Consider the following 18,568-nt stretch of genomic DNA (forward strand, 5'->3'; position numbering starts at 1 on the left):
CGCGCCGCCTCGCGATATCGGTCAGCAACGGAACATGAAAAGGGAATGTCGCCATGCAGCGAAGCAAGTCGGTCACGAAACACGCATCCTCCTCCGCCATGGCGGGCAACCGGATTGGTCGCCCGGTGCGATTGAAACCGCTGGCGCTGGCCATCGCCGTGCTGCTGCAGGCGGGCGGCGCGCAGGCGCAGCAGCCATTCAGCGGTGCCTGGTTTGCCGGCAAGGGTGCGCAGCAGGGCACGGCCGCCGCCACGGGACGCTTGCCGAATGGCCAGGCCATCATCGGGACGGACAATAAGCAGGCGCAGCAGCAAAAAGCCAATGCCCAGCTGCAAAGTTCGCTGAACAATCTGCAACTGGCCGCACGCGCCATCGCCGTGCAGCAGGCGGCCCAGCAGGCGGCGCGCCAGGCGGCCATTGCCGCCGGCTCGAAGGTGCCGGAAGGCTTGGCCGAAGGCGGCTTGAAGGTCGACAGCAACAGCCTGACGGCGGGCTGGTTCAACGCGAATGGCCCCGTGCAGGCGCAGGCCGACGGCAAGACCGTGGTGACCGTCAAGCAGACGGCCGACAAGGCGATCCTGAACTGGGAAACGTTCAATATCGGCCAGAATACCACCCTGCAATTTGACCAGTTGGCGAACTGGTCCGTACTCAACCGCGTCAACGATCCGCTGGCCCGTCCCAGCCAGATCCGCGGCCAGATCAAGGCTGACGGCACGGTAATGCTGGTCAACCGCAATGGCATCGTGTTTACGGGCAGCAGCCAGGTCGATACGCGCAGCCTGGTGGCCGCCGCCGTGGGCATGAGTGACAGCCAATTCCGCAAGGGCATCTACAGCGAAACGCAGGGCGCGGGCTTCAAGCCCACGCTGGCCAACGACCTGGTGCTCAACGGCAGCGTGGCCACGCACGCCAACGCCACGGCCGACGTGGTGGTGCAGGCCGGCGCGCAGATCAGCACGCGCAAGCCGCAGACGGTGACGGAAGGCGGCGGCTATGTGCTGCTGGCCGGGCGCGAAGTGCATAACGGCGGCAGCCTGTCCGCGCCGAACGGCCAGGTCACGCTGGCCGCCGGCGACAGCTTCGTCATCCGCAAGGGGCTGGGGACGGATGCCAACCAGACTTCGAGCACGCGTGGCAACGAGGTCGACGTCAAGTTCAATGCGCAAAGCGGCGCCGGCAAGGTGACGAATAGCGGCCTGGTGCAGGCGCTTACCGGCGACGTCACCTTGACGGGCCGCGACGTGAAGCAGGCCGGCGTGCTGCTCAGCAGCACCAGCGTGACGACACGCGGCACCGTGCACCTGAAGGCCGACGGCAGCGAAGGCCTCGTCACCCTGGCGCCGGACAGCCTCACCACGGTGCTGCTCGATGACAGCGGCGCCACCGCGCTGGACGTGCAGCGCGACGCGCTCATCAAGGATTCGGCGCTGCCCAGCGACGGCGCCTACAACCGCCGCGACCTGTCGCTGATCCAGATTGCTTCCGGTGGCGATATCGCCTTCGATACCGGTTCGCTGACTTTGGCTACCGGCGGCCAGGTCAATGCGCTGGCCACGCGCCGCACGCAAGTGGCGCGCGGCGCCAGCATCGACGTTTCCGGCGCCGTCGGCGTCAACGTGGCGATGGCTTCAAACAACGTGCTGATCAATGCGCAGGGCAACGAGCAGCGCGATGCGCCCGGCAACCGCGACAGCAAGGCCCTCAACAGCACCGACCTGTGGGTCGACCGGCGCGACCTGGTGCGGGTGGCGGCCGGCACGAATGGCTATCCGACCGACCGTTGGTACACGGGTGGCGGCTTGCTTGAAGTGAGCGGTTATCTGAACACCAGTGGCCATAGCATCGGCGAATGGGCGGCGCAGGGCGGCACGGTGGCCTTCCAGGGCGGCGAACTGGTGACCCAGGCCGGTTCCCTGCTGAATGTGTCCGGCGGCACATTTGACGTCCAGACGGGCATGATTCGCCAGAGCTGGCTCAGCGGCAAGGATGGCCAGCTCTACAGGTTGTCGAGCGCGCCCGGCGACATGCTGTACACGGGCGTCTACCAGGGCTACGCCGCGCAGCACCAGCGCTGGGGCGCTGAAGTGACGGAAAATTTCGCCAATCCCCTGATCGGCGCCCAGCAACGGCTGGAAAACGGCTATACCGTGGGCCGCGACGCGGGCCGCGTGGTGGTGGCAACCACATCCGCCGTGCTGGAAGGCGCGATCGAATCGAGCGTGTTCCAGGGAGAGCGCCAGCAGGACGCGCGCGATGCCACCCTCGACAGTTACCGCCAGTCGCAACTGGCCGCCGCCCGCAACGGCCAGCTGGTGCTGGGCCAGCTGGCGCCCGTGTACGACGCCGCCAGCGCGCAGCTGCGCGACAATCCCGCGGCGCTGCTGCAGGCCATCCATATCGGCAGCGGCGGCGCCAGCGCCGGCAATCTCCAGCGCGAAGACGCGCTGCCCGAAAACCTGGTCGGCAAGACCTACCTGGATGCCGGCTGGCTCAACGCGCAACACCTGGGCGGTATCAAGGCCTATGCCGGCAGCGCCATCGAGGTCGACGCCGCCGTGCACGTTACGCCGGGCGGCGACATCGCGCTGCATGCGCCGCAGGTCAAGGTCAACGCCGGCCTGACGGCGCGCGGCGGCAGCATTGCGCTGGGCGACATCGTCAGCAAGCAGGCCAATGCCACCAGCGGCTGGCTCGAAACAACCGTCGCCACGCCAGCGGCTGGAACAAAGGTGGGCATCGATGTGGCGGCCGGCGTGACGCTCGACACGCGCGGCCTGTGGAGCCAGCTCAAGCTGGATCCGGGCAACACCTCCGGCTTACCCTATGTCAACGGCGGCGCGGTGGCGCTGGTCAGCAGCGGTAGCATCAACCTGGCGGCCGGCAGCGTGATCGACACGTCTTCGGGCGCGGCCGTGCTGGCCGACGGCAAGCTGAAGGGCGGGCGCGGCGGCGACATCAGCTTGCGCGCGAATCAGAACGATATCAACGGCGTCAAGTCGGAGACGCTGGTGCTCGATGGCGAACTGCGTGGCTACGGCGTCAACGGCGGCGGCACCCTGACCATCGACAGCGGTACCGGCGTGGCGCTGGGCGGCGGCGTGCTGGCAGACAATGGCGTGTTGCCAGCCGGCCAGTCCGTACCCGTGCACCTGACCTTGGCAAAAGCCTTCACCATCAAGGCCGGTACCGTGCTCGATACCGACTTCAGCTATATCAGCACGCAGGTCCAGCCCGGCCAGCCGTTGCTGGACTTGCCGGACTTCAGCGCGGCGCGCCCGTACACCCTGCCGGCCGCCTGGGTGGTGCCGCCGGCCTCGATCAGCTATGAATACATCACCGTCACCGGCAGCAACGGCATCGGCTACACCAGCGGCATGACCGTGCCGGCCGGCGTCACGCTCACGGGCGTGCGCGGCAAGCTCGGTTCGGGCTACCTGGTGCCGGCCAACGCCTTCCCGAACGGCATGCCGGTGGCCGCTTTCAACGCCAAGGTGGCGGCCGGTACCGCGTTCGCGTTTGACGTGACCCTGAATGCGGGCGATCGCCTGCTGGCCGGCAACCGTGCGCCGCAGGATCTGGCCGTCAAGCCGCTGCTGGTGCTGGACAACACACTGTTCCAGCGCGGCTTTGCGCACTACAACATCAACGGCCAGCAGGGCTTGCAGGTGGCGCAGAACGCCGCCATCGACGTCAGCATGCCCGTGCTGCGCGCCGACCTGGCGCTGGCGGACCAATTGTCCACCGGCGCCGATCCGGCCGCCGTCCTGCAACCGTGGCTGGCGCCACTGTGGCAGGAAAATGCCGTGAAAGGCGTGCTCAAGCAACGCGCCGGCGCTGATATCGCACTGTCGGCCGGCACCCGCAACGCCAAGGCGCCGCTCGTGGTGGGCGAGGGCGCCACGCTGCGCGTGGATGACGGCAAGAGCATCAGCCTGACCGGCAACGGCCAGATCACCATGGAAGGTACGCTGAGCGCGGCCGGCGGCCGCATTGCCGTGTTGCCGGGCACGCTAGTCACCGGTGGCGAGATCAACCGTCCGGACGGCAGCGCCAATGCCCAGTCGATCTGGATCGGCGAGCGCGCGGTACTCGACGTGGCTGGCCGCGCGGCCACCGCCACCGACGCCCAGGGCGGCGTGTATGGCCATGTGGGCGCTGGCGGCACTATCGAGATCGGTGCCAGGCATAAACTCGACGCCACCCAGGTGGAGGCGGCCGACGCCTTTGTCATCGTGCGCCCCGGCGCGCGCCTGGAAGCATCGGGCGCCGCCGCCCGGCTCGACCTGCCCGGCCAGGGCAGCGTGCAGGTGGCCGCTGACGGCGGCACCATTGCGCTGAGTTCCTTCCGCGGCTTGTTGCTCGACGGCAGCCTGCATGCGGCAGCCGGTGGTGCCGGCGCGGCCGGCGGCACCCTGGCGCTCAACCTCGAAGCCCCGAACTACGGCATCGTCGGCAAGCTCGACTTGAAGGGCCTGGGCGTGGAAGACGCGGTGCGCGTGCCGCGCGAGCTGGTGCTGTCGCGCCTCCAGGGCGACAGCGGCCTGGCCACCGATCTGCAGGCGGGCGACAGCGATCCGGCGCTGCGCTATGGCGTGGCACGGCTGGGCGCGGACCACGTGGCCGCCGGCGGCTTCGACCACCTGGCCCTGCTGTCGAATGGCTTGATCAGTTTTGATGGCAACCTCGACCTGTCGCTGGGGCAGAGCCTGCGCCTGACTTCCAGCGCACTGGCCCTGGCCGAGCATGCCGACGCCGCCACCACCGCGCAAGTCAAGCTGGCGGCGCCCTACATCCGCCTGGCCGGCACCAGCCGCACCCAGAGCGACGACCACCTGATGCCCAATCCGGTGCGCGGCTCCGGCAACGGCGGCGTCGGCGCCGGCAAGCTGGGCGTGCCCGACGTGGACGACCACGCCAGCCTGACGCTCAATGCCGCGCTGATCGACCTTGCCAACGCCGTCAATGTCGGCAGCAACGGCGTGATCATGCAAAACGTGGCTGACGACCTGGTCGTCAAGCGCGATGCCTTTGGCGAGCTGGCGCTGCGCTCGAGCGGCGACATCCGCATGCGCACGGCGGCCGCGCTGTACACGCCCGGCAACCTGACCCTGGCGGGCGCGCAAATCTATCCGGTGAGCGGCGCCACCGGCAAGGTGGAGGTGGGCAAACGCAATGTGATCAACGAATTCGGGCAACTGGCGACCGAGTTCGATCCGGCCCGCAGGCTGACCATCGAACGCAGCGGCGACCCTGCCGCGCCGTTGCCGGCCCTGCCCTACTCGGTGTTCGGCTCGCTTGAACTGAGTGCCGGCACGGTGAACCAGGGCGGCGTGGTGCGCGCGCCGCTGGGCAAAATCACGCTGGGCCAGAATACGAATGGCGCAGTGACGGGCCACACCAATCTGCTGCCTGGCAGCGTGACGTCGGTCAGCGCCAATGGCCTGGTGATGCCGTACGGCGGCTCGCTCGATGGCCTGAGCTACATGATGGACGGCGTCGACGTCGTATACAAGGGCGTGGGCAATGACCCGGCTGTCGTGCTCACTGGCGAACACGTCGATGTGCGCGCCGGCGCCGTGCTCGACCTGTCTGGCGGCGGCACCCTGACCGGCGCGGCCTTCCTGGCCGGCCGCGGCGGCTCGACCGACGCCCGCCTCAACCCGCTGGTGCAGACGTCCGGCAAAGGCAGCTTCGTGCTGCCGGGCCTGGCCACCAATCCCGTCTACGCCATTGTTCCGGGCACGCAGGCGGGCTATGCGCCCATCGTGGCCGAGAATGGCGCCGGCGATCCAGCGCTGGGGCGCCAGATCACCATCGGCGCCGGCGTGCCCGGCCTGGCTGCCGGCACGTATACCTTGCTGCCGTCGAGCTTTGCGCTGCTGCCCGGCGCGTTCCGGGTGGAACTGAACGGCCTGGCCGCCGGCGGCTTGCCCGTTGGGTCGGCCACGGCCATGCGCAACGGCTCGTTTGCCACCGCCGTGCAGCTGGGCACCAGCAATACCGACCGGCGCGCGGCGCTGCCATCGCAGGCGGTGCTGACGCCGGCCGACGTGCTGCGCAGCTATTCGCAATACAATGAAACGAGCTACGGCGCATTCGCGCTGGCGCAGGCGGTGCGCGATGGCGTGCCGCGGCCGCTGCTCGAACGCGACGCCAAGGCGCTGCACATCGAACTGGTGCGTTCGGAGGCCGGCACGGACGACGCGCTGCGCTTTGCCGGCACGGCCAATTACACGCCAGGCAAGGACGGTTTCGGCGGCAGCGCGCTGCTGCTGGGCGGTTCCGGCAAGAACTACGAAATCATCGGCAGCGCTGCCGCGCCTACCGTCGGCTTCGATGGGATCGCCGTGCGGGCGGAAGCCCTGAACGCCATCGGCGCCCCGCGCCTGGGCATTGGCGGTTTACCCACCGTCAACTACAGCGGCGTTACCGGCAACCAGCAAGCCAATATCGCCCAGTTCCAGGGCGGCGTCGACAACATCGTGGTGCGCGATGGCGCCGTGCTCAAGGCTGGCGAAGTGTTCCTTGTGACCAATAGCAAGGCCGGCGGCATCGTCATCGAGCAGGGTGGCGGCATCAACACCCTGGGCCGTGGCAAGGCCGCCTGGGATTCGGCTGACGGCTACGTGTATGCGCCTGGTACGTCCAGCGTGCTGGCCGTCTCGAATGGCCGGCTCGACATGCTGGCGCCTGGCGTGAGTATCGATCCGCGATCGGGTCCGGGCCGCATCGACATCGGCGCCTGCGCGGCGGGCGCCGTGTGCAGCGGCAGCACCCCGCTGTATTCCGAGGGGACCATCGCCGCCGCCACCGACCAGAGCTTCAATCTGCGCGACGCCACCACCTACGGCACGCGCAACCTGGTGCTGGCCGTGGGCGGCATCAACGTGGGCAGCGCGGCGTCGCTGGCCGCCATGGCCGCGCGCGACGCGCTGCCGGCCGGACTGACCCTGAACCAGGACATCCTCGACCGCCTGCTGCGCGGCGACGCCAGCGCGGGTGCGCCGGCGCTGGAAAACCTGGCGCTGACGGCGCGCGACGCCATCAATTTCTATGACAACGTCGAGTTGTCGACCATCAACGCGAGTACGGGAAAATCGTCGCTGGAGCGGCTGGTGATCGGCACCCCGGCGATCTACGGCGCCGGCGGCAGCGATGCCGTGGCGCGCATCAAGACCGACGTACTGGTGTGGAACGGCGCCACGACCGCGCCGGGCCTGGTCGCCACCGGCGGCGCCGGCAGCGGCAGCGGGCGCCTGCAGGTCGACGCCCGCCAGGTCGAGTTTGGCTACGGCCCGAACAGCCGGCCCGACACCATCCACAGCATGGATCGCTTGATCCTCGGCTTTGGCGACGTCGTGTTCAACGCCAGCGAGCGCATCACCGCCAACCATACGGGATCGTTATCGGTGTACCAGTCGCAAAGCGGCTGGGATACGGCCAGCAAGGGCTATCTGCGCAGCGGCGGCAACCTGGCGCTGAACACCGCGCTGCTCACCGGCGCGGCAGGCTCCGTCAACAAGATCAAGGCGGGCGGCGACATCCGTGTCGCCAAGCCATCGGGGGCGGCCGCAGCGGCCCCGGACGCGGCTACCCTGGCCGGCGCACTGGGCGCCGAAGTGGCGCTGGACGGGCGCAGCGTGACGCTCGACACGGCCGTGCTGCTGCCAAGCGGCAAGCTCAGCGTATCCGCCGAGCAAGACGTGGTGCTGGGCGATGGCGCCAGGCTCGACCTGGCCGGCCGCAAGATCGATTTCAACGGCGTGGCCAAGTACAGCTGGGGCGGCGAGGTGGTGCTCGACAGCCGCCACGGCGACGTGCGCCAGGCGGCCGCTTCGAGCATCGATTTCTCGGCCGTCTCGAATCGTGCCGGCAAACTCACGGCCACCGCGCTCGATGCGCAGGCGGGCAGCGTGGCGCTGCTGGGAAGTATCGCCGGCGGCAGTAGCGGCCACTACGACGCGGGCGGCACCGACGTGCCGTTCGCGGCGGGCGGCCTCGACGTGCGCGGCCAGCATATCGCCGATTTCAAAGGTTTGAACCAGCGCCTCACCAAGGGCGGCGTGTTCGGCAGCCGCAGCTTCCAGCTCAAGCAGGGCGACCTGGTGCTGGACAGTGAATTGAAAGCGCGCGAAATCACCGTCTCCGTGGATGGCGGCCACCTGGCCGTCAACGGCACGGTCGACGCCAGCGGCGAACAGGTGGGCAGCATCCGCCTGGCCGCGCGCGACGGCGTCAGCGTGGCCGGCGGCGCGCTACTCGACGCCCACGGCAGCGTGCTGCGGGTCGACAGCTACGGCAAGGTGATCGAGGCGCCCAACCGCGCCGTGATCGACATCGATGCCGGCAGCGGCCGCCTGGTGCTCGATACGGGCGCGCGCATGGACCTGCGCGCCGGCACCGCCGGCAAGGCTGATCAAATCGCTTCGCTGGGCACGCTGGAACTGAGCGCCCGGCGCGTGGGCGGCGCCACCGGCAATGACATCGCCATCGATGCCGCCGGTCCGCTGGCCATCGACGGCGCCCGCGCCATCACGGTCAATGGTTTCTGGTCGTATAACGACGCTGCACCCGGCACCGACGCCGGCGCGGACGGCCGCCCCTACCAGGTCATCAACCAGGCTTACCTGGACCGCAAGCACGACGACAGCGTGGCGTTCATGACAGGCGCCCTGGCCAACGACGGGCTGATGAATGGCCGCCTGTCCGGCTTGCGCAACTACAAGGACGCCTTCCACCTGCGTCCGGGCGTGGCCATCCTCAGCGCCACGCCGGACGGCGACCTGCACGTCGATGGCGACATCGACCTGTCCGGCTACCGCTACGCCAGCGTCAATTCGCACACGCAGCAGACCGGCGTGGCCGGTTCCGGCGAAGCGGGTGCGCTGGTGCTGCGCGCCGGCGGCAATTTGAACGTCTTCGGCAGCATCAATGATGGCTTCGATGGCAAGGCCTTGCCGGTCACGCCGGACGACAAGGGCTGGATGCTGGCCAAGGGGCGCGTGCCGTTCGGCGCCGACGTCATCGTGCCACACGGCCAGCTGGTCACGCTGGCCGACGACACCTTCTTCCAGCCCGGCCGCACCTTGAACTACGACTTGCCGATGAAGGCCATGAGCTTGCGGGCCGGCACGGCGCTGCCGTCGCAAGCCACCCTGACGGCCGAGGTGGAATTGCCGGCTGGCACAGTGCTGGGCGGCGCCGTGCGCAATGCCGTCGGCGATATCGTGTATGCGGCGGGCACCGTGCTGGCGAAGGCGGTCACGCTGGGCAGCGGCACGCGGCTCGATGCCGGCACCCGCCTGCCGGTCGGCATGTCCGTGGCGGCCATGACCTGGCCCGGCGGCGTGCCGCTGCCGTACCCGGTGGGCGCCGTCAGGGATACGCCCAGCCCCGACTACGATGGCAACGGTGAACCTGACACGCCCGCCAACGGTGTGGTGCTGGCCGGCGAACTGCAGCTGCGCAAGGGCGCGCTGGTGCCGAGCGAAACCTGGGTGCGGCTGCCTGGCGGCGCCGCCTCCGTGGCCCTGCGTCCGGCCGATGCCGATGGCAACCAGGGCCGCAACTGGGCGCTGGCGCCGATGCTGGCCAGCGGTTCGCAGTCGTGGTCGATGCGCCTGGTGGCGGGCGCCGATCTGCAGGCGGCCGATAGCCGCACACTGCGCCCCGTGGGCGAGAACCGCAGTCTGCTGCTGACCGACCACCATTACGGCGTGGTCCTGGGGCCCAGCGTGCCGACGGTGGCAGTGCCGCCGATCGACGGCGTGGCCGGCAATTTCTACTGGATCGGCGACTCGGCGCTGTATTTCAGCGCCGAGCCCGGCACCCTGATCAATGTCGACGATTTCGGTGGCGTCGAGGCCCTGCTGGAACTCAATAACATGAACCTGGGCGATCTGGTGACATGGCTGCCCGAAGGCGGCAGCTTCCCGACGGTGTCCCTGCCTGCGCGGCAGCAGCTGTTCAGCGTGCTGCGCACGGGCACGGGCGACCTCGACCTCCTGGCCGGCGGCAACTTCAACCAGAGTTCGCCGTACGGCGTGTATACGGCCGGTACCCAGGCGGCCAATGTGGCGGCCGCTTACCAGCTGCCGCGCGCGGCGGACCGCAACGGTTCCATCCTCGGCCCCGATGGCGACGCCTTCAAGCCCTATGTCGACGGTGGCGCGCAAAGCCTGTACCAGGCCTGGTATCCCGAGCATGGCGGCAACGTGCTGGTACGCGCGCAGGGCGACGTCACAGGCGACCTGGTGGGCGCCGGCTACAGCACCGAGCGTCGCCCCGACGACGTGGGCTATTTGCGGCCGCAGCAGGACAGCAGCGCCGTCGGTACCTGGCTGTGGCGCCAGGGTACCGGCAGCGCGGTCGCCCAGGGCGAGGGCGTGCCCACCGCCTGGTGGATCAACTTTGGCAGCTACGTGGCCGGCAGCAAGGGCACGAACTACCTGTACGAGACCCTGCCCGTGATGACCGGCTTTACCGGTATCGCCACCCTGGGCGGCGGCAACCTGGTGTTCGAGGCGGGCAAGGCCGCCGGCATGCTGTCGCCGCGTACCGACCAGGGCGGCAAATTCGTCATGCGCAGCCAGGGCCTGAACCTGGCGGTGGCCAGCACCGGCCGGGTATCGGCCGACGGTTCCGCGCTTACGCTGACCGGTGGTGGCGACCTCGACGTGCGCATAGGCGGCGGCCTCAATCCGGTGGCTGAAGTGCGCTCGTTTGCCGACACGACAGGCGAGATCACGCCGGATACCCGTTTTTCCGGCACGCGTGGCGACCTCAATAGCACCTTTGTCAATTTGCGCGGCGCCTTGCGCATGGAGGCGGGATCGGTGGGCGGCATCGAGCTGCGCTTCGACAAGGGCGACAGCCAGGAATCGCGCGCCTATCAGGTCTATACCGCCACCTCGTCCATCGCCGGCGGCGGGCCGGTGGTGGTGCCGGGCGACTCCGGCGTGCGCATCGATGCGCGCGGCGACCTGGTGCTGGGTGGCGTGGGCGATGCCGGCCGCGTCACCCAGATCAACAATGGCACGCCGTTCACGGCGAAGGGCCTGGCGCAAGACGGCGAGGGCTACAGCTGGTTCTCGCTGTGGACGCCGTCGACCGCTATCGACCTGTTCAGCGCGGGCGGCAACCTGACGCCATCGACGGCATGGAGCGATGACCGCGCCAGCGGCAACCAGGCGTCCAGCGGCGGGCGTTTCGTGATGCCGTCGCAATTGCGCGCGGTAGCCGCCAGCGGCAACCTGTATATGGGCAACTCCGCCCAGGGCGCGACGGACAGCGGCACCAACACGCTGGCGCGGCCGGCCACCGGCCTGCTGCTGGCGCCTTCGCCGGTCGATGCGCATTTCACGCGCCGCACGCCGGGGCAGCTGGAATTGCTGGCCGCCGATTCGATCTACGCGGGTGCTTATTCGGTGACGGCGTCGGGCGCTGATCCGACCGCGCTGCCGAGCCCTTTCAATCCGGGCTTCGCGGGCGTCTCCGGCGTCACCGAATACGGCGACATGTACACGCATAACGTGAACCAGAATGCACAGGCGCCCAGTGTGCTGTTCGCCGCGCGCGAAGCGGGTGCTACAGCGCAGCGCTATCCGCTGTTCACGCTGACGCCGCCCACCGCCTCGGGCTACGCCGTGCAAAACCAGCTGCCGGCGCGCTATTACGCGCTGGCGGGCGACATCATCGGCCTGCGCACCGGTTCCATCATCACGCGCGGCGGCGGCAATGCGGCCAGCCACAGCAGCTGGTACGAGGGCGCCGGTCCGGTCGACATCCGCGCCGGACGCGACATCGTCAACGCCGGCACGGCGCTGGGGCTGGTCGAAGCCACGCCGCAGGACTTGCTGGGCTGGACCTCGGAGATCGCGTATGCCAATCCCTTGCTGCCGCTGCGGCCGACGGAAATCCGCGTTGGTTCGGCGCGCGGCAATCTGGCGCTGCACAACAATCCAGACGACGTGTCGGTCGTGCGTGCCGGCCGCGATATCCGCTACGGCACCTTCTACGTGGGCGGTCCGGGCACGCTGGAAGTGATGGCCGGGCGCGATATCGACATGGCCGACAAGGCCGAGCTGAAGAGTATCGGCTCGGTGGCGAATCGCACATCCGGCGACCGCAGCAGCGGCGCCAGCATCGCGGTGGCGGCCGGGGTCGGGGCGCATGGCCCCAACTACGACGCCTTTGCCGCGCGCTATCTCGACGCTGCCAACCTGATCGATCCAGGCAAGTCGCTGGCCGACCAGCCGGGCAAGGCGGTGGCCGTGTATGGCGGCCGCCTGGGCCTGGCCGACTGGTTGCGCGCGCAATTTGGTTACAGCGGCGACGCGGCGGGCGCGCCAGCCTTCCTGGCAGCGCGCCAAAGTGAGCTCGACAAGACTCTGCAGGCCAGCGCCAGCGGCGGTGCCAAGCGCGACCTGCAGCGCGAATACGGCCTGTCGAGCCAACTGCACCTGGTCAACTGGCTGGAAACTCGCTACGGCGCCGGACAGCGCAATGGCGCCGGGCTGACCTTCGATGCCGCCAGCATGGATGCGCGCAAGTTTTTCGCGGCCTTGCCGGCCGAGCAGCAGCGTGTCTTCCTGCGCAACGTGTATTTCGCCGAACTCAAGGCTGGCGGGCGCGAGTACACGGCGGCCGGTGGCGTGCGCGAAGGCAGCTACCTGCGCGGCCGCGAGGCCATCGCCACCTTGTTCCCGAGCAAGGACGCGCAGGGCAAGCCCGTGAGCTACGCGGGCGACCTGACCATGTTCAGTGGCGCCACCTACTATGCGGACGGCGCCGAGAGCACCAGCACCAAGCGGCCGCGCAAGGGCGTCAACTACCTGACACGCCAGCAATATGTGTTGGCGGGTGATAACAACGCGCCCGTGTTCGACCTGGCCGATGCCGGCATCCACACCGATTTCGGCGGCAACATCGACATCCTGACGCCGGGCGGGCGCACCCTGGTGGGCGTCGACGGCGGCTTCGTGCCGGGCGAAGGCTCGGGCGTGCTGACCCAGGGCGCCGGTGAAATCCAGATCTACGCCAGGGACAGCATCCTGCTGGGCCAGAGCCGCATCTTCACCACCTTCGGCGGCAACATCCTGGCTTGGTCGGCGCAGGGCGACATCAATGCCGGCCGCGGCTCCAAGTCCACCGTGGTGTTTACGCCGCAGCGCCGCGTCTACAACGATATCGGCATGGTGAGTCTGGCGCCGACCACGCCGAACACGGGCGCCGGCATCGCCACCCTGAATCCGATCCCGGAGGTGCCGCCTGGCGACATCGACCTGATCGCCCCGCTGGGCACCATCGACGCGGGCGAGGCGGGCATCCGCGTCTCGGGCAACGTCAACCTGGCGGCCTTGCAGGTGGTGAATGCGGAAAACATCCAGGTGCAGGGCAAGTCGACGGGCATGCCGGCCATCGCCGCCGTGAACGTGGGCGCGCTCAGCAATGCCAGCGCGGCCGCCTCGCAAGCCGTGACGGCGGCGCAGGAGGTGTTGCAGCGCGAACGGGCCGCCACGCGCCAGGCCCAGCCATCGCTGTTCACGGTGAAGGTGCTGGGGTTTGGCAATGAACAGGCGGATGAAGCCGGTGTTGGCAAGCTCAAGGGTGGAGAGCCGCAGGCATCGACCTACCAGCCGGCCGGCGTGGTGCAGGTGCTGGGAGCGGGGCCGTTGACGGCGCCGCAGCTGCAGGCGCTCACGCCGAACGAGCGGCGCGGTTTGCAGCCTTGAGCGGAGTTTTATGAACATTTGATGACATTCGGCAGTCGCCGCGCGCGGCGGCTGTCTAGGCATCAGTAGATCAGCATTAGCAGAAAAAAATACGCCGGCCCAGCGCCGCAACACAGGGCAACCGTTTGATTTTAAGGTGAATGGAAGATGCGTGAAATGACAACCAAGGGCAGGGACGTGCCGCCAGCGGCGCCTGCGACCGCCTTGACGATGCTGTGCCTGGCCATGCTGGCGCTGCCGGGCATGGCGCGCGCGCAGGACGCGGTCCCGGCGGCCGCTGCCGTGGCCGCTCCTGTAGCCGGGCCGGAACGGCAGGTGACGATCGAGGAATATCTGGTGCGCGGCAATACCGTGCTCGATGCGCGTGCCATCGAAGAGGCGGTGACGCCCTTTCTGGGGCCGGGCCGCACCCTGAAGGACGTGGAAGGGGCGCGCGACGCCCTCGTTGCTGCCTATCAAGCGCGCGGCTACCAGTCCGTCTACGTGGACTTGCCGGAGCAGCAGGTGGAGCAGGGCGTGGTGGTGCTGCAGGTGAGCGAAACGAAGGTGGGGCGCTTGCGCGTAGTCGGTGCGCAATACAACTCGCCGCTCGACGTGCGCCAGCAAGTGCCGGCCCTGACGGAAGGCAAGGTGCCGGACTTTACGCAGGCGCAAGTGGAACTGACGGCCCTGAACCGCGGTCCCAAGCGCCAGGTGATGCCGCTGGTCAAGCAGGGCAGCCTGCCCGGCACCATGGACGTGGACTTGAAAGTGGACGACAGCAGCCCGTGGCGCGCCAGCATCGGCTTGAACAACGACTACAGCGCCGATACCAAGAAGTTGCGCAGCAGCATGTCGGTCGGCCACGACAACCTGTGGCAGCTCGGGCATAGCGCGACCATCAGCTTTTTCGGCACGCCGGGTGACCTGAACCAGACCAAGGTGTGGTCCGCCTCGTACGTGGCACCGATCGGCACGCAGGGCTGGAGCGTGGAAGCGACCGGCTACCAGTCGAACAGCAATGTGGCCAGCACGGGCGGCACCAGCGTGCTGGGCAAGGGCCACGCGCTGGGCATGAAAGTCAATTACACGGTGCCCAACAGCGGCATCTGGTGGCACAGCTTTTCTGCCGGCATCGATTTCAAGGATAACCAGGAAGCCTTGAAACTCAATGGCACGGGCAGCAATATTCCGCTCAAGTACGTGCCCCTGAGCGTGTCGTATAACGGCTTTGCGCAGACGGATGCGGCGACGTATGGCCTGGGCCTGTCGCTGGTGGCCGGCACGCGCGCCGCGTTCGGCTATGGCAGCAACAGCGCCGCCTACGACAACAAGCGCTACAAGGCGTCGCCCAGCTTCCTCGTCCTGAAGGGCGACGCCAACGCCACCTACACCCTGGGCAGCGGCGCGCAGCTGCACGGGCGCATGTCGGGCCAGTTGGCCGACGCGGCGCTCGTGTCGGGCGAGCAGATGGCCGCCGGCGGCGCCAATTCCGTGCGCGGCTACCTGTCGGCCGAAGCGACGGGCGACTATGGCGTCTCGGGCACCGTCGAATGGCGTACGCCCCAGCTGACGTATTTCAGCCGCCTGGAAAACTGGCGCCTGTTTGCCTTTGCCGATGGCGCGCGCCTGCGCCTGCGCGATCCGATGATCGAACAGAAAGACCTGTTCGGCCTGGCCTCCGTGGGCGTGGGCAGCAGCTTCCAGTTCCTGCGCTACCTGAATGGCCGCATCGATTTCGCTTACCCGCTGCGCGATGGCCCGCGCACGCACAAACACGTGCGCCGCATCAATTTCAACCTGTCGGCCAGCTACTGACGGGCCAGCTCACCAGCACTGCACTTTTTTAGACTTTTCTTCGGAGAATCACTGTCATGCAACGTTTTCTTTTTCTGCTCACGATCCTGGGCACGCTCGTTCCCGGCCTGGCGCATGCCTGGTGGCAGCCCGACTGGGCTTACCGCAAACCCGTTACCGTCGACGCTGGCCCGAAGGCGGGCGCCGTGGGCGGCGATCCCGGCCGCATTCCCGTGCTGCTGCGCTTGCATTCCGGTAACTTCAACTTCGAAGGCGTCAGCGACAACGGCGCCGACCTGCGCTTCGTGGCGGGCGACGACAAGACGGTGCTGAACCACCAGATCGAACAGTTCAATCCGCTGCTGGGCATCGCCCTGATCTGGGTCGACGTGCCGGCCCTGACGGCGGGCACGCCGCAGCAGCTGTGGATGTACTACGGCAATCCGAAGGCGCCCGCTTCCGGCAATGGCCAGCGTACTTTCGACCCCGACTACAGCCTGGTGTACCACTTCACGGAGCCTGGCGTGCCTTCGCGCGACAGCACCGCCTACGGCAACCATGCCCAGACGGCCGTGCCGGCGCTGGACGGTTCCGTCATCGGCGCCGGCGCCCGCCTGGGCACGGCACCGCTGATGCTGCCTGCCTCGCCTTCGCTGGCGCTGGCCGCCGGCGCGCCCTTCACCTTTTCCGCCTGGGTGCGTCCCGATAACCTGGGCCCGCAGCAAGTGCTGTATGCCCGCCGCGACGGCGCCAATGAATTGCTGATCGGCGTAGACCAGGGCGTGCCTTTCGTGCAGGTGAATGGCCAGCGCAGCAAGCCAGGCCAACCGATCCAGGCCGCGCAATGGTCGCACCTGGCCGTGAAAGCCGATAAAGCCAACGTGGCCCTGTACGTGGGCGGCCGTCCTGCCGTGTCGCTGGCCACCGCGCTGCCAGCCTTCACGACGGCCGCCTCGGTGGGCGCCGATGCGCCGCCTGCCGCCTCCGGTACCTCCACCCTGAACAACTTCACGGGCGCCATCGACGAGCTGCGCCTGTCGCGCACGGCCCGTCCCGATGCCCTGCTGCTGGCCGACGCCGTCTCGCAAGGTTCCGAATCGCGCCTGGCCGTGTTTGGCGCCGATGAACAGCAAGCGGGCAAAAGCCATTTCGGCTTCATCATCGCCGCCATGCCGCTCGACGCGTGGATCGTCGTCGGCGTGCTGGGCCTGATGATGGTCTTGTCGTGGATCATCATGATCGGCAAGGGCCGCAGCTATGGCGCCATCTCGCGCGCCAATGCGCAATTCATGCAGTCGTTCCACGAGGCGGCCGGCGCGCCGCTCGACCACCTGGCGCGCAACGGCAAGCTGAGCGCTTCCGTGAAGACGGATTCCTCGCTGTGGCGCCTGTATGACGTGGCCATCGACGAAATGCGCCGCCGCCATGACCGCGGCTACGACTTGAACGCCGTCTCGAACGCGACCATCGGCGCCATCCGCGCCGCCATGGATGGCGTGATGGTGCGCGAAAGCGAACGCATGTCGAAACGCATGATCTGGCTCTCGACCACCATCGAAGGCGCGCCATATGTCGGCCTGTTCGGCACCGTGATCGGCATCATGCTGGTGTTCGTCGTGGCGGCCATGGCCGGCGCCGTGGACATCAACTCGGTGGCGCCGGGCATGGCGGCAGCGCTGCTGTGTACGGCGGCCGGCCTGGGCGTGGCGATTCCCGCCCTGTTCGGCTACAACTGGCTGTCCTCGCGTTCGGACGCCATCGTTGCCGACATGGCCGTCTTCGTTGATGAATTCGCCACGCGCCTGGCTGAAGAGCAGGGCGACGGACGCCAGATGCGTCCCGTGCTGCAACAGGCGTGAGGGGCGCATAACCATGGCCACCTCCGCCAAGTTTACCCCCCGCAAGCGTAGCGGCGGCATCAACATCACGCCCTTCGTCGACGTGCTGCTGGTGGTGCTGGTGATCTTCATCTTGACCAGCAACGCCAGCATTCCCGGCATCAAGGTCGACCTGCCCAAGGCCAGTTCGGCCATGGCGCTGGAAAAACCGAAGACCAAGGCCATCACCATCGACAACGCGGGCCAGGTCTTCCTCGACGCCTATCCCGTCACCTTGCCCGAGCTGGAAGAGCGCCTGCGCACGGAAAAGGCCCTGACGCCCGACTTCCCCGTGATCGTGCGCGGCGATGCCGCCGTGCAATACGCGAAAGTGGTCGAAGTGCTGGACTTGTTGCGCCGCATCGACCTGAACCAGGTGGGCCTGGTGACCGGCAAGCCGGCATGAGGAGCGCAAGGTGAAGCGTGACGACATGATGAAGATGGCCGCCTCGGAATCGTCGGGCGCGGCGCAGTGGTGGCGCCGCTGGGGCGGCGTGGCCGGCGGCGTGCTGCTGGCTGGCGCGCTGGCCGCGCTGGTCTGGTATTTGCTGTCGGACACGGCAGCCACCAAGCGCGAAGTGGCGGCGCCGCCGATGCTGATGCTGCCTCCTCCTCCGCCACCGCCGCCGGAACCGGAAAAACTGCCGGAACCGACGCCGGACAAGGTGGTGCCGGAAGTATCGGAGCCGGAACCGACGCCGGCCGACAAGCCCATGGATGACGCGCCGGAAAGCCCGTCGCCGGACAAGGGCGACCCTGTCACCATCGACGGCGCGGCGCAGGCCGGCAGCGATGCCTTCGGCATCCAGGCCGGGCGCGGCGGCGGCATGACGGGCGGCGGCGGTGGCGGCGGCCTCGGCGCGGGATCGTATGGCCGCTATGTCGCCAACGCGCTGCAGCTGGCCTTTGCCCGCGACCCGCGCACGCGCCAGCTGGCGTTTGCCGACATCCGCGTCGACCTGTGGCTCGATACGGAAGGCAAGACGACGAAGGTGCAGCTGGTGCAAGGCACGGGCAATGCGCAGACGGATGAGCAAGTGCTGGCCATGGTGCGCGACTTCCGCGCCGACGAGCGGCCACCGGCATCCCTGCGTTTCCCGGCCCGCGTATCCATTAAAGGTCGGCGCCCGTAAGCGCATGAACTAATTCCTCATTTACCGAAAGAAGCGATGAATTCCT

The 18,568-nt window shown here is 68.2% G+C and carries 5 protein-coding genes; all 5 read left to right on the top strand.

Features of this window, described 5'->3' with window-relative positions; translation table 11 throughout:
• Window positions 1-53 precede the first annotated feature (53 nt).
• The 5 genes from CSQ91_RS26865 to CSQ91_RS26885 all read left to right on the top strand — a co-directional run bounded on the left by CSQ91_RS26865 (window position 54) and on the right by CSQ91_RS26885 (window position 18,522).
• Window positions 54-13,736 carry a filamentous haemagglutinin family protein gene (locus CSQ91_RS26865; RefSeq protein ID WP_099390107.1) on the top strand — a complete coding sequence of 4,561 codons (13,683 nt, stop codon included), beginning with the start codon at window positions 54-56 and terminating at the stop codon, window positions 13,734-13,736.
• A gap of 147 nt (window positions 13,737-13,883) precedes the next feature.
• Window positions 13,884-15,533, top strand: a complete 1,650-nt coding sequence (locus tag CSQ91_RS26870) for a ShlB/FhaC/HecB family hemolysin secretion/activation protein (protein WP_257217491.1) — start codon at window positions 13,884-13,886, stop codon at window positions 15,531-15,533.
• Between the two features lie 56 nt (window positions 15,534-15,589).
• On the top strand, window positions 15,590-17,371 hold the full coding sequence (locus CSQ91_RS26875; RefSeq protein ID WP_099390108.1) for a DUF2341 domain-containing protein: 1,782 nt from the start codon (window positions 15,590-15,592) through the stop codon (window positions 17,369-17,371).
• A 13-nt stretch (window positions 17,372-17,384) separates the two neighbouring features.
• A complete protein-coding gene (locus CSQ91_RS26880) occupies window positions 17,385-17,795 on the top strand; it encodes an ExbD/TolR family protein (RefSeq protein WP_034753784.1) in 411 nt (136 codons plus the stop codon).
• Between the two features lie 10 nt (window positions 17,796-17,805).
• A complete protein-coding gene (locus CSQ91_RS26885) occupies window positions 17,806-18,522 on the top strand; it encodes an energy transducer TonB family protein (protein ID WP_225317135.1) in 717 nt (238 codons plus the stop codon).
• Window positions 18,523-18,568 lie beyond the last annotated feature (46 nt).

This window comes from Janthinobacterium sp. BJB301 (assembly GCF_002735685.1).
In the GTDB taxonomy this organism is placed as follows: domain Bacteria; phylum Pseudomonadota; class Gammaproteobacteria; order Burkholderiales; family Burkholderiaceae_D; genus Janthinobacterium; species Janthinobacterium lividum.